Annotated in this window: 11 protein-coding genes; all 11 read right to left on the reverse strand. The window is 69.3% G+C overall.

Features of this window, described 5'->3' with window-relative positions; translation table 11 throughout:
- Positions 1–6: 6 nt before the first annotated feature.
- Positions 7–1,188 (reverse strand): phospho-N-acetylmuramoyl-pentapeptide-transferase, encoded by a 1,182-nt coding sequence (gene mraY, locus ACXJLU_RS03530; protein WP_073468258.1) that lies wholly within the window; start codon positions 1,186–1,188, stop codon positions 7–9.
- Positions 1,178–2,587 (reverse strand): UDP-N-acetylmuramoyl-tripeptide--D-alanyl-D-alanine ligase, encoded by a 1,410-nt coding sequence (locus ACXJLU_RS03535; protein ID WP_457329095.1) that lies wholly within the window; start codon positions 2,585–2,587, stop codon positions 1,178–1,180. Before ACXJLU_RS03535 ends, mraY begins: the two co-directional genes overlap by 11 nt.
- Positions 2,584–4,140: a UDP-N-acetylmuramoyl-L-alanyl-D-glutamate--2,6-diaminopimelate ligase gene (locus ACXJLU_RS03540; RefSeq protein ID WP_457329096.1), complete on the reverse strand. Its 1,557-nt coding sequence runs from the start codon at positions 4,138–4,140 to the stop codon at positions 2,584–2,586. The genes ACXJLU_RS03535 and ACXJLU_RS03540 overlap by 4 nt, the downstream gene beginning before the upstream one ends.
- A complete protein-coding gene (locus ACXJLU_RS03545; RefSeq protein WP_457329098.1) occupies positions 4,140–5,963 on the reverse strand; it encodes a peptidoglycan D,D-transpeptidase FtsI family protein in 1,824 nt (607 codons plus the stop codon). Before ACXJLU_RS03545 ends, ACXJLU_RS03540 begins: the two co-directional genes overlap by 1 nt.
- Positions 5,960–6,247, reverse strand: coding sequence for a cell division protein FtsL (ftsL, locus tag ACXJLU_RS03550; RefSeq protein WP_457329099.1), 288 nt, complete (start codon positions 6,245–6,247; stop codon positions 5,960–5,962). The genes ACXJLU_RS03545 and ftsL overlap by 4 nt, the downstream gene beginning before the upstream one ends.
- Positions 6,244–7,194, reverse strand: a complete 951-nt coding sequence (rsmH, locus tag ACXJLU_RS03555; protein WP_457329100.1) for a 16S rRNA (cytosine(1402)-N(4))-methyltransferase RsmH — start codon at positions 7,192–7,194, stop codon at positions 6,244–6,246. Before rsmH ends, ftsL begins: the two co-directional genes overlap by 4 nt.
- A gap of 5 nt (positions 7,195–7,199) precedes the next feature.
- Positions 7,200–7,640: a division/cell wall cluster transcriptional repressor MraZ gene (locus ACXJLU_RS03560; RefSeq protein WP_073468264.1), complete on the reverse strand. Its 441-nt coding sequence runs from the start codon at positions 7,638–7,640 to the stop codon at positions 7,200–7,202.
- A 240-nt stretch (positions 7,641–7,880) separates the two neighbouring features.
- Positions 7,881–9,176, reverse strand: coding sequence for a type II toxin-antitoxin system HipA family toxin (locus tag ACXJLU_RS03565; RefSeq protein ID WP_457329101.1), 1,296 nt, complete (start codon positions 9,174–9,176; stop codon positions 7,881–7,883).
- A complete protein-coding gene (locus tag ACXJLU_RS03570) occupies positions 9,173–9,562 on the reverse strand; it encodes an XRE family transcriptional regulator (RefSeq protein ID WP_457329102.1) in 390 nt (129 codons plus the stop codon). The genes ACXJLU_RS03565 and ACXJLU_RS03570 overlap by 4 nt, the downstream gene beginning before the upstream one ends.
- Before the next feature lie 64 nt (positions 9,563–9,626).
- On the reverse strand, positions 9,627–10,904 hold the full coding sequence (locus ACXJLU_RS03575; RefSeq protein ID WP_457329103.1) for a hypothetical protein: 1,278 nt from the start codon (positions 10,902–10,904) through the stop codon (positions 9,627–9,629).
- Positions 10,905–10,932: 28 nt separating this feature from the next.
- Positions 10,933–12,648: a molecular chaperone HscC gene (locus tag ACXJLU_RS03580; protein ID WP_457329104.1), complete on the reverse strand. Its 1,716-nt coding sequence runs from the start codon at positions 12,646–12,648 to the stop codon at positions 10,933–10,935.
- Between the last annotated feature and the right edge of the window lie 59 nt (positions 12,649–12,707).

The raw sequence follows: 12,707 nt of genomic DNA on the forward strand, positions 1-12,707 counted from the left end.
AGGCGTTCACCGCAGCTTCAGGCTCGCGAGCCCGACCAGGCAGAGCAGCATCGTGATGATCCAGAAGCGCACGACGACCTGCGTCTCCTTCCAGCCCGACTTCTCGAAGTGGTGGTGCAGCGGCGCCATCTTGAAGATGCGCCGGCCTTCGCCATAGCGCTTCTTCGTGTACTTGAACCAGACCACCTGCAGCATCACCGACAGCGCCTCGGCGACGAAGATGCCGCCCATGATCGCGAGCACGATCTCCTGGCGCGTGATCACCGCGATCGTGCCGAGCGCGCCGCCCAGCGACAGCGCACCGACGTCGCCCATGAAGACCTGCGCCGGGTGGGTGTTGAACCACAGGAACGCGAGCCCCGCGCCGGCCATCGCCGAGCAGAAGATCAGCAACTCGCCCGAGCCCGGGATGTACGGGAACAACAGGTACTTCGAGTACACCGAGCTGCCGGTGACGTAGGCGAACACGCCCAGCGCCGAGCCGACCATCACGACCGGCATGATCGCCAGGCCATCCAGCCCGTCGGTGAAGTTCACCGCGTTGCTGCTGCCGACGATCACGAGATACGTGAGGATGATGAAGCCGAACACGCCGAGCGGGTAGCTGATGCTCTTGAAGAACGGCACCATCAGGTCGGCCTTGGGCGGCAGGTCGTTCGAGAAGCCGCTCTGCACCCAGCGCAGGAACAGCTCCAGCACGCGCAGGTTCGAGGTCTCGGACACGCTGAACGCCAGGTACAGCGCCGCCACCAGCCCGATCAGCGATTGCCAGAAATACTTTTCGCGCGAGCGCATGCCCTCGGGGTTCTTGTGCACCACCTTGCGCCAGTCGTCGACCCAGCCGATTGCGCCGAAGCCGAGCGTCACCAGCATCACGATCCAGACGAAGCGGTTGCTCCAGTCGAACCACAGCAGCGTCGAGATGCCGATGCCCAGCAGGATCAGCACGCCGCCCATCGTCGGCGTGCCGCTCTTGCTCAGGTGCGACTGCACGCCGTACTCGCGGATCGGCTGGCCGATCTTCAGCGCGCTCAGCCGGCGGATCACCATCGGCCCGAACGCGAGGCCGATCAGCAGCGCGGTCATCGCCGCCAGCACCGCGCGCATCGTCAGGTACTGGAACACCCGCAGGAACCCGAGCTGGTCGGGGTAGGCACCCTGCAACCACTGGGCAAGACTAAGCAGCATCGTTCGATCCTCTGGTCGGTACATCGGTGCCGCTGCGCTGCAACGCGGCCACCACCTGTTCCATCTTCATGAAGCGCGAGCCCTTCACCAGCACCGCGGCGCAGGCCGGTGCCGCGGGCAGCGCGGCGATCAGCGCGGCCACGTCGTCGAAGTGGCGCGCGCCGGCGAAGGCCTCGGCCACGTGGCGGCTCAGCGTGCCGGCCGTCCACAGCGATTCGACGCCGCGCGCCTGCGCGAACGCACCGATCTCGCGGTGGAAGGCCGGACCCTGGTCGCCGACCTCGCCCATGTCGCCCAGCAGCAGCCAGCGCGGGCCGGGCAGTTGCGCCAGCACCTCGACCGCAGCACGCGCCGAATCGGGGTTCGCGTTGTAGGTGTCGTCGACCAGCGTGACGGGCTGGCCGTGCACCTGCGCCGTCTTCAGCTGCGAGCGGCCCTTGACCGGCTCGAACGCCGCCAGCCCTTCGGCGATCGATTCGAGCGGGCAGCCGGCGGCCAGCGCGCAGGCGGTGACGGCCAGCGCGTTCTTCACGTTGTGGCGGCCGGCGATGCGCAGGTCGACGGTGTGGAAACCGGCCGGCGTGTGCAGCATCAGCGACCAGTGGTCGTCGAGCCATTCGGCATCGCAGGTCACGTCGGCCGCGCCGTGCAGCGCGAAGGTCAGCGTCGGGCGCGTCGCGGCCAGCGCATGCCAGACCGGCGCGTAGTCGTCGTCGGCCGGGAACACCGCGACGCCGGTCGGCGGCAAGGCCTCGATCACCGTGCCGTTCTCGCGCGCCACCGCCTCGACGGTGGCCATGAACTCCTGGTGCTCGCGCTGCGCGTTGTTGACGAGTGCGACGGTGGGCGCGGTCATCGCGGCCAGCGCGGCGATCTCGCCCGGGTGGTTCATGCCCAGCTCGACAACGCCGGCGCGGTGCCAGCAGGTGTCGTCCTGGCGCAGCCGCAGCAGCGTCAGGGGCACGCCGATGTCGTTGTTGAAGTTGCCCTGCGTCGAGAACGCCGCCTCGCCGAGCCAGGCGCGCAGCACCGATGCCAGCATCTGCGTGACGGTGGTCTTGCCGTTGCTGCCGGTCACTGCGATCAGCGGCAGCGCGCAACGCGCGCGCCAGGCGGCGGCCAGCTCGCCGAGGGCGGCCTTGCTGTCGGCCACCAGCAGGCCGGGCAGGCCGGTGCCATCGACGGCCAGGCCGCGCTCGGCGATCGCCGCGACCGCCCCGGCCGCCTGGGCCTGCGCGATGAAGTCGTGCGCATCGAAGCGCTCGCCGCGCAGCGCGACGAACAGGTCGCCCGGCTGCAGCGTGCGGGTGTCGGAGTGCACCCGCGCGATCGGCACGGCGCCGTCGCCGACCAGCGTCGAGCCGGGCAGCATCGCGTGGGCTTGCGCGAGCGTCATCATGGCGCGCCTCCTTCCAGCGGGACGGGTGCGGACGGCGCCGGCTCGGGGTCGAGCACCGCCAGCATCGCCTGCGCTTCCAGCACATCGGAGAACGGGTGCTTGACGCCGGCGATCTCCTGCTCGGCCTCGTGGCCCTTGCCGGCGATCAGCACCACATCGCGCCCGCCGGCGTGGTGCAGCGCATGCGCGATCGCCGCGCGGCGGTCTTCGAGCACGGTCGAGTTCAGCGGGTTTGCCATGCCTTCGACGATCTCGCGCAGGATCTGCGCCGGCGATTCGTTGCGCGGGTTGTCGCTGGTCACGACGACGCGATCGGCCAGCCGCTCGGCGATGCCGCCCATCAGCGGGCGCTTGGTCGCATCGCGGTTGCCGCCGCAGCCGAACACCACCCACAGCAGGCCGCCGCGCTCGCGGGCGAACGGGCGCAGCGCGTACAGCGCCTTCTCGAGCGCGTCGGGCGTGTGGGCGTAGTCGACCACCACGACCGGCTGGGTCGGCTCGGCATCGACGCGCTCCATGCGCCCCGGCACCGCGCTCAGCTCGGGCACCACCGCGACGATGTCGGCCAGCGCGTGGCCCATCGCCCGCAGCCCGCCGACCACCGCCAGCAGGTTCGACACGTTGTAGTCGCCGATCAGGCGGCTGTGCACGTCGATGGCCTCGTCGCCCTCTTTCAACGCGAAGACGAGACCGCCGTCGGCGTAGTGGATGTCCTGCGCGCGCAGCCGGGCCACGTCGCGCGCGCTGTAGGTCCACAGGTCGAGCCCGCCGCCGGCCAGCTCGCCTACCAGCGACGCGCCCTGCTCGTCGTCGACGTTCAGCACCGCGGCGCGCAGCCCCGGCCACGAGAAGAGCTGGCGCTTGGCGGCCCAGTAGGCGTCCATCGTGCCGTGGTAGTCGAGGTGGTCGCGCGTGAAATTGGTGAACAGCGCGACCTCGACGTGCGTGCCGGCCAGCCGCTGCTCGACGACGCCGATCGACGAGGCCTCGATCGCACAGGCCGAGAAGCCCTCGTCCGCGAACTGCCGGAACGCCGACTGCAGCGTCACCGGGTCGGGCGTGGTCAGGCCGGTGGACACCACCTGCGCGTCGGGCACCGCGCTGGACGGCGGCTCGCCGACGCCGAGCGTGCCGATCACGCCGCAGCGCTTGCCGAGCAGGCTCAGCGCCTGCGCCATCCACCACGCGGTGGAGGTCTTGCCGTTGGTGCCGGTGCTCGCAACGACGCGCAGCCGCGCGCTCGGCGCGCCGAAGAAGGCGCTCGCCAGCTCGCCGGTGGCGGCCTTCAGGTCGGGCATCGCCGAGACCTTCGAGGCATCGAGCTCGAACGCGGTCGCGCCCTCGGCCTCGACCAGGCAGGCCACCGCGCCGGCGGCCAGCGCCTGCGGCACGAACTGCCGCGCGTCGACGCCATAGCCCGGCCACGCGATGAAGGCGTCGCCCGGCCGCACGCGGCGGCTGTCGGTCGCGAGCCCGCGCACGCCGTGCGCAAGCAGCCACGCGAGCGCCGACTCGACGCTCGCGTGGTGGATGAGGGCTGGAACCTGGCTCATCAGAAACTCTCTTCCTCGGCCTGCAGCGCGTGGGTCACGATCTGCGGCCGCACCTCGATGTCGGGGGGTTCCCCCATCGAGCGCAAGGTTTGCTGAACGACTTCGCTGAACACCGGCGCGGCCACGTCGCCGCCGAAATACTTGCCGTTGCTCGGCTCGTCGACCATCACCGCGACGATGATGCGCGGCTTGCTGATCGGCGCGAGGCCGACGAACCACGAGCGGTACTTCTTCTCCGCGTAGCCCTTGCCTTCCTGCTTGTACGCGGTGCCCGACTTGCCGCCCACCGAGTAGCCCGGCACCTGCGCCTTCGGGGCGGTGCCGCCTTCGAGCGTGACCAGGTGCATCATCTCGCGCACCTGCTTGGCGACCTTCGGCGAGATCACGCGGATGCCGGCCGGCGTCGGCGTGTCGACCTGCCGGTTCTTGACCAGCGACACCGGGATCAGCTCGCCGTCGTGCGCGAACACCGTGTAGGCGCGCGCGATCTGGAACAGCGAGGCCGACAGCCCGTAGCCGTAGCTCATCGTCGCCTGCTCGATCGGCCGCCACGACTTGTACGGGCGCAGCCGGCCGGTCACCGCGCCGGGGAAGCCGATCTGCGGCTTCTGGCCGAAGCCGACCTGCGAGTACAGCTCCCACATCTCACGCGGCTGGAACTGCATCGCCATGCGCACCGCGCCGACGTTGCTCGATTTCTGGATCGTCTGCGACACCGTCAGGTCGCCGTGCGCATGCGAATCGGTGATCACCGAGCCGGCGAAGTTCAGGCGGCCGGGCGAGGTCTGCAGCACGGTGTCGGGCGTCACGCGGCCGGTCTCGAGCGCCCACGCGGCGATGAACGGCTTCATCGTCGAGCCGGGCTCGAAGGTGTCGGTCAGCGCGCGGTTGCGCAGTTGCGCACCGGAGAGGTTCTTGCGGTCGCCGGGTGCGTAGCTCGGGAAGTTCGACAGCGCGAGCACCTCGCCGGTCTGCGCGTCGAGCACGACGACGCTGCCGGCCTTGGCCTTGTTCTCGGTCACCGCGTCGCGGATGCGCTGGTAGGCGTAGAACTGCACCTTCGAATCGATCGACAGCTCGATGTCGCGGCCGTCGATGGGCGCGACGCTTTCGCCGATGTCCTCGACGACGCGGCCGAGCCGGTCCTTCACGACGCGGCGCGTGCCGTTGCGGCCCTGCAGCTCCTTCTGGAACGCGAGCTCGATGCCTTCCTGGCCGTTCTCTTCCACATTGGTGAAGCCGACCACGTGCGCCGCGGCCTCGCCCTCGGGGTACTTGCGCTTGAACTCGCGCACCTGGAACAGGCCCTTGATGCCCAGGCCGAGCGCGTCTTTCGCGAGCTGCTCGTCGACCTGGCGGCGCAGCCAGACGAAGTTCGGGCTGTCGTCGAGCTTGCCGGCCAGTTCGGCCGGCGTGTAGCCGAGCAGCTTCGCGAGCTGGGCGCGCTGCTTCTTGTCGGCCTCGAACTCCTTCGGGATCGCCCACAGCGACGGCGCCGGCACGCTGGACGCGAGGATCATGCCGTTGCGGTCGATGATGCGCCCGCGGCTGGCCGACAGGTCGAGCGTGCGCGCGTAGCGGATCTCGCCCTGCTTCAGGAAGAAGTCGTTGCCGATGATCTGCACGTAGACCGCGCGGCCGACCAGCACGCAGAAGCCCAGGCCGACCAGGCCGACCAGGAACTTCGAGCGCCACGGCGGCGTCTTCGACGCGAGCAGCGGGCTGGTCGAATACATCACGCTGCGCACGTTGACCGCGCCGGCGCGCGCCGGGTTCGGCCGCGTGTCGCCGCGGAGCTGGCGGATCTTGTCGATCCAGCTCATTTGGCGACCCCCGAGGCGGCGGGCGCCCAGGCGACGTACTGCGTGACGGCCGGCGTGGCATTGCGCATCGCGAGCTTGTCGCGCGCGACGCGTTCGACGCGCAGCGGCGTCGCCTGCGATTGCTTGTCGGCCAGCAGGCGCTCGTGCTCGATCTCGAGCTGGTGCGCTTCGGTGGTGGCGCGGTCGACCTCGGCGAACAGCCGGCGCGCGTCGTACGAAACACGCACCAGGTAGATGCTGCTGGCGATCAGCGCGACGAGCAGCAGCAGGTTCACGCGCGTCATGCCGGCACCTCGGTGCGCTCGGCGATGCGCATGATGGCCGAGCGCGAGCGCGGGTTGGCGCGCACCTCGGTCTCGGACGGCTTCACGCGGGCGATCGCCGCCAGCCGGCTCGGCTTTTCGGGCGCGAACGGCGCGCGGCGGTCGAACTCGCTCTTGCTTTCGCGCGCGATGAAGTTCTTCACGATGCGGTCTTCGAGCGAATGGAAGCTGATCACGACGAGCCTGCCGCCCGGCGCCAGCAATCCGAGGGCCGCGTTCAGCCCCTGTTGGAGTTCCTCAAGCTCGGCGTTGACGAAAATCCGAAGAGCTTGAAATGTGCGCGTTGCAGGATCCTGGCCCGGCTCGCGGGTCTTGACCGCACCAGCCACGACGTGGGAAAGCTCTGCGGTGGTGCGAACTGGATGCCCGCTCTCGCGCCGAGCAACAAGCGCCTTTGCAACCGATACAGCAAACCGTTCTTCCCCATAGTCGCGTACCACCTCTGCAATGTGGCGCTCGTCGGCGCGGGCCAGAAAATCCGCGGCGCTTTCGCCGCGGGTCGTGTCCATGCGCATGTCCAGCGGTCCGTCGAAACGGAAGCTGAAGCCACGTTCGGGGTTGTCTATCTGGGGCGACGAGACGCCCAGGTCCAGCAGCACGCCGTCGACCTGTGCGATGCCGAGTTCGGCCAGCACATCCGACATGCCGCCGAAAGGCGCGTGGTGGATGGAAAAACGCGGGTCATCGACCCGCGTGGCGCCCGACGCTGCAGCGGCGATGGCATCCGGATCGCGGTCGATCGCCACCAGCCTTCCTTGCGGAGCGAGCCGCCCGAGCAGCAGGCGCGAGTGGCCGCCACGGCCGAAGGTGCCGTCGACGTAGATGCCGTCGGGGCGCGTGAGCACGCCGTCGACGGCCTCGTCGAGCAGGACGGTCTGGTGCTGGAAGCTGTCGGTACTGCGGGTCATGGCGTCTAGCCCTGGAAGTCCCGAAGCGAATCCGGCATCTCGGACTGCAGGACCTTGGCTTCCTGTTCAGCGTAGACGAGCGGATCCCACAGTTCCAGCCTGCTGCCCATGCCCATCAGCAGCACGTCCTTGGTCAGGCGGGCGGCGGCACGCAGTTCGGGGGAGATCAGCACGCGGGAGGAGGCGTCGATGTCGACGTCCATCGCGCTGCCGAGAAAGATGCGCTTCCAGCCGTCGGCCGACATCGGCAGCGCGACGAGGCGCTCGCGGAAGGCCAGCCACACCGGGCGCGGAAACACCAGCAGGCAGCCGGCCGGGTGCTTGGTGAGGGTGAGCTGCGGGCCGGCATCGGCGAGCAGGACATCGCGCTGGCGGGCCGGGACGGTGATCCGCCCCTTCCCATCCAGCGTCAACGCTGAGCTGCCCTGAAAACCAAATTCCGCCACACCGACCTTCCCACGAAAACCCACTAAAGTGCACTTTGCACCACTCTAGCGGATGGTTTCGATAAGGTCAATGAGACTTGTAAGAAAAAATCAATGAAATCAAGAACTTAGAGCAGACTGTGAAATCAGGCCAAGTGAAAACAGTTGTAAAAGCAAGGACTTGCGGGCGGCTGTGAAAGCTTTGGGTGAGGAGGGACTCACCCTGCGCGCGGACCGGCGAGGATGTCGCGCCGTGACGCATTACCTCGCAAACGGGCTGCGCCTCCGCACTGGACGGGTCGGTACCGCATGCGTCGCGGGGTCGAAGTCCCGCCTTTGGGCGAGCAACGGCTCCCCATCGATGCGCTCCGCCAAGCTGTCGAGATCAGCCTCTGTGACACCGCAGACCGCGAAGTGCGCCCGCCACCCATCGACCACCCCGATCACGCGCACGACCTCGGCCGCCGCCTGTGCCGGCGTGTGGCCGAACAGCTCGCACTGCGACATCGCGTTCGCCAGCGTCGAATCCCGCTGCGCCGCGCCGACGATGAATTCCTGAAACCCCTGGCCCGAGTTCGTCGGCAGCACGTCGTACGCCGGCGCGAGGCGGTAGCGACCCTGCCGCGCCGGCGCCACCACCCGCAGCGCGTGGTTCTTCTCGTGGTCGTCGGTGTTGTCGATCAGGATGTTGAAGACCATGCGGCGGAACAGCTCCTGCATGTCGAGCAGGTTGAGCCCGTCGTCCCCCACACCGGCGCGGCGCAGCAACTGGGCCAGCGCGGGGTAGCCCAGTTCCGGCTCGCGCCCGGCCACCGCCTGCGCGCGCAAGGCCGTGCCGGCGGAGATGCAGTGGATGCGCAGCGCGCCGTCGCGGTCGTAGCGGCGCACCGCCAGCGCGTTCTCGCCGGCCAGCCGCAGCACGCGGGTCTCGGCGACCGTGATGCCGGCCTGCGCCGCGAGCGTCATCGACGCATGCTCGATCAGCGGCACGTCGACCGGTTCGTTGTTGAAGAACTTGATGACCCACTGCTCGCCGTCGATGTCGATCAGCGCCTTCGGCTTGGCGCCGCCGAAGCTGCCGCCGGCAGCCAGCATGCCGCGCTCGATCGCGTTGAGCGGCTCGCGGTCGCTGACCTTGTGGACGACCTCGCTGAGCGCCTGCGCCTGCGCCAGCCGCGGCACCGGGCTCTTCGCGCGCGGCAGGTAGGCCTGCGCCGAGGTCGACACGCCGAGCGCGCCGAAGCGGTCGTCGCCGGCGTAGAACAGATACTCCATCAGCGACAGGCGCGCCGGCTTGTCGATGTACTGGATGACGCGCTCGCCCCATCGATCGGGACGCGCATCGTCGACGGCACCGACGGCCATGCCCTTCCAGCGCGGCAGGTGCTCGATGTCGACGAGCGGCAGGTCTTCGCTGAGCGGGAAACCGTCGGCCAGCCAGTCGGACCCATACTGCAGCGAGACCCCCTTGCCCGCGTCCACCAGGCGCAGCCGCCCCACGGCACGCGGAACGGCCGGGTCCGCGAGAAACCACAGGTGCAGTTCGTCGTGCCTCATGCGTCCGACCCTCCTTCGTCCTGTCGCTTCGATGCCCGCCGCAGCTTGGCCTGGGCCGTGGCCTGGGCCCGCACCTGTCCCAGCGTTTCAGCCGCCCGCACGTCGAGTTCGAGCGCACCACGGTCCTGCCCGGGTGTCGCCAACTCGGCCAGCGCGCCGTCGCGGCCGATCAACCAAAGTGCCGTGGCGAGAACGCCCAGGCTCACGCCGGGCTCGCCGGCCTCCAGACGCAGCAGCGTCGGAACGCTCACGCCGATGCGCCTGGACCAGGTCTTCAACGATTCCTTGCGACGCAGCCGTGCGACAGCCAGGTCGGCGCCCAGGCGCTCAAGCGCCGCCACCGTGGAGGGCGGCAACTGGGACAGCGCAGGTGAAGCCTTGGTCATTACATATAGTTTATCGCCACCGAGGTTTTCAGTAAACTATATGTTTATCAATGACAGAGACCCGTCAACGGGAACGCTGAATCGGCGCCGCCGGCGGATCGACCTCGGGCACCGGCTCGTACTTCGAGCGCTGGCTCCATGCCGAGTCCGGCACCGCGTCTTCCACTGCCTTGCTGCCCGAACTGAGCGAGTAAGGCGACGGCTTGGGCACCTCGCGCGCGCGAGACTTCGGCGCAGATGCCGCCGGCACGGCCTTGGGCGGCCAGGTGTCCGGTGAAGCCGGCAGGGCCGGCGCGATCTGCGACTCCGGCAGGATCAGCGATGGCTGCGGTGCTCCCGGCGCGCGCCACTGCGTGGAAGACGTGGAGGGCGTCCAGGGATGGAACGCCTTCACCTCCGCGCTTTGACCGAGGAAGGACAACGCCCGGAGCGCGAGGAAGATCAGGATCGCGAACGGCCACCACGACAGGCCCGAGGACGGCTCCTTGTCGCGATTCGGCACAGGGCGCTCCGCCTGCGGCGTCGGCGCTGCCACGGCACCGGGCGGCAGTTCGTCGCGCCAGGCCTGCCACTGCGCGATGTTCTCGCGCGAGGTCACGATGCGCAGCCAGTGCGGATAGCGCTGCACCAGCATCCGCAGGCGCGGCGCCTGATCGACCAGTGTCGCCGGCGATGGCCGTTTCGCCTCGCGCAGGCGGCGGATCAGGTCGCGCTGCACGTCGAACTCGTGCGGCGGCTGGCCGAAGAAGATCAGCTTCTCGGTGATCGCCGCATCGAGGGCCTCGCCCAGTTGCCCGAACAGCGACAGCCGGCGCCGGTCATCCCCCCAGTTGAAGACCTGGCAGGCCGGCCCGAACAGGAACTCGTGCCCGGGCCGCCAGCCTTCCATCAGCAGGCACGCGACACGCCATTCGAAGAACGTGCGGGCCTCCAGGTTGATCAGCCGCTCGTCGTCGAGCGCCGCGCTCAGCGCCCGCCGGCACGCCGCTTCGTCGGTGAACCCGGCCGCCGCAAGCTGCGCGAAGCCGCGGAACACCTCATCGCCGAGGGCCCGCATACGGGCGTCCTCGTCCACCACGGCCGATGCCGCGCCGGGCGCCTGTGGCGTCTCCGGCGCCTCGGCGGCGTCAGCAACCAGCGCAACCTCGCCCCCGGCACCTTCGTCGACCGCCTCGCGCCGCCTCTGCACCCAGCGCAGCGCGTTCTCGTAGTGCCCGCGCAGCACCTGGAAGGCGTCGGGGTCGAGCTCGGGATCGATGCGCCTCAGGCGCTGCGCATAGGCGCGGCGCACGGCACGCTCGTCAGCCTCGTCATCGAGGTCGAGCGCATGCAGGAACGACATGCTGCGACCGGTTGTCGGGTTCGTCACGTCACTGCGGCGCGTCGCCGAGGTAGCTGTCGCGCTCGACGCGCTCCAGCACCGACTCGAACTCGCGACGGCCTGCTGCAATCATCCGGGCGTCCTGCGTCGCGAGCAGCTGCTCGAAGCGCAGGATCTGCATGCCGAGCCACTCGCGCTGCTCACCGCGCAGCTGCTCGTACAGCCGCTCGCCGCGCGCCAGCAGCGTGCGGTTCTCGAGCTTGTCGCGCGGATGAATCTTCAGCTCGGCCAGCGACTTCAACCGCTGCGCCACCTCGGCCGGCGACAGCAGGCCCGGGTTGCCCTCGATCACTAGGCTCGTCGTCTCCTGCGTCTTGCGCACCATGGCCTCGACCTGCAGCAGCCCGTTCACGTCGTAGGTGAAGCGCACGTCGACCGCGCAGTCCTGCAGGGGTGCGTGCGGCAGCGCCACGCGCAGCCGTCCGAGGTGGATGTTGTCGCGCACCATCCGCGACTCGCCCTGGTAGATCTCCAGGTCGATCATCGACTGGCCCTCGGTGGTCGGCACATAGGACTTGGAGCGGCTCACCGGCACCGGCGTGTTGCGCTCGATCACCGGATCGAAGTGCCCCTGCGACGACGATCGATCGTCCAGCCGCACACTGACCTCCACGCCGAGCGAATAGGGCGAGACGTCGGTCATCACCACTTCGTCGAGCGCCTTGTCGCGCGCCTTCAGCCCGGCCTGCACCGCCGCGCCGAGTGCCACCACCTCGTCCGGATTGAAGTCGATCGCGGGGAAGCGGCCGAACATCGTCGTCACCAGCCGGCGGATCAGCGGCATGCGCGTGGCGCCGCCGGCCAGCACCACGTTGTCGAGTTCGCTGCTGCGCAGGTTCGCATCGCGCAGTGCGCGCTCCACCGGTGCGCGCAGGCGCTTGAGCAACGGTGCGCAGGCTTGTTCCAGCGCGGCCTCGTCGATCTCCAGCACGTGCTCGTCATCGCCGCGGCGCACCCGCAGGGTCGCGCGCGGCTGCGTGCTCAGCGCGCGCTTGGCGGCTTCGGCCTGGCCCGACAGGCGCTGCATGAAGGCCTCGTCGCGGCGCAGCGATTCGGGCAGTGCCAGTCGTTGGAAGAACAGGTCGCGCAGCGCATGCACGAAGTCCTCGCCGCCGAGGAAGTTGTCGCCGGCCGAGGCACGCACCTCCATCACGCCTTCGAACAGATCGAGGATCGAGACGTCGAAGGTGCCACCGCCGAGGTCGAACACCAGGAAGCGGGTCTCGGCACCGCGCAGGTGGATGCCGCAGGCGAGCGCCGCGGCGGTGGGCTCGTTGAGCAGCCGCTCGACGCGCAGCCCGGCAATCTGGCCGGCCGCGCGCGTCGCCTTGCGCTGCGCGTCGGAGAAGTACGCGGGCACCGTGATGATCGCCTCGGTCACCGGCTCGCCGAGGAAAGCCTCGGCATCGGCCTTCAGCGCTTTCAGGATCAGCGCCGACAGCTCTTCCGGCCGGAACTCGCGCTTGCCGAGCCGCACGGTCTTGTTGCTGCCCATGTAGCGCTTGAACAGCGCGGCGCTGCGTTCCGGGTGCGTCTGCAGCCGCTCCCGCGCGGCGCGGCCGACCAGCACCGAGCCGTCCTCGTCGAGGCTCACGCACGACGGCGTCAGCACCTCGCCGAGGCCGTTGTGGATCAGTTGCGCTTGCCCTTCCCTCCAGACGGCCACCAAGCTGTTGGTCGTCCCCAGATCGATGCCGACGATCACGTCGCGCCCTCCTCGTCGAATTCTTCTGTCGGATGTTTTCGTCCCGCGCGCATCGTAGC

This window comes from Rhizobacter sp. P5_C2 (assembly GCF_054049715.1).

Bases quoted from the DNA above. Each gene is read 5' to 3' on its own strand.
- ACXJLU_RS03540 (WP_457329096.1), bottom strand. From the start codon at position 4,140: ATGAGCCAGGTTCCAGCCCTCATCCACCACGCGAGCGTCGAGTCGGCG.
- ACXJLU_RS03570 (WP_457329102.1), bottom strand. From the start codon at position 9,562: ATGACCAAGGCTTCACCTGCGCTGTCCCAGTTGCCGCCCTCCACGGTG.
- ACXJLU_RS03565 (WP_457329101.1), bottom strand. From the start codon at position 9,176: ATGAGGCACGACGAACTGCACCTGTGGTTTCTCGCGGACCCGGCCGTT.
- ACXJLU_RS03535 (WP_457329095.1), bottom strand. From the start codon at position 2,587: ATGATGACGCTCGCGCAAGCCCACGCGATGCTGCCCGGCTCGACGCTG.
- ftsL (WP_457329099.1), bottom strand. From the start codon at position 6,247: ATGACGCGCGTGAACCTGCTGCTGCTCGTCGCGCTGATCGCCAGCAGC.
- ACXJLU_RS03575 (WP_457329103.1), bottom strand. From the start codon at position 10,904: ATGTCGTTCCTGCATGCGCTCGACCTCGATGACGAGGCTGACGAGCGT.
- ACXJLU_RS03545 (WP_457329098.1), bottom strand. From the start codon at position 5,963: ATGAGCTGGATCGACAAGATCCGCCAGCTCCGCGGCGACACGCGGCCG.
- rsmH (WP_457329100.1), bottom strand. From the start codon at position 7,194: ATGACCCGCAGTACCGACAGCTTCCAGCACCAGACCGTCCTGCTCGAC.
- mraY (WP_073468258.1), bottom strand. From the start codon at position 1,188: ATGCTGCTTAGTCTTGCCCAGTGGTTGCAGGGTGCCTACCCCGACCAG.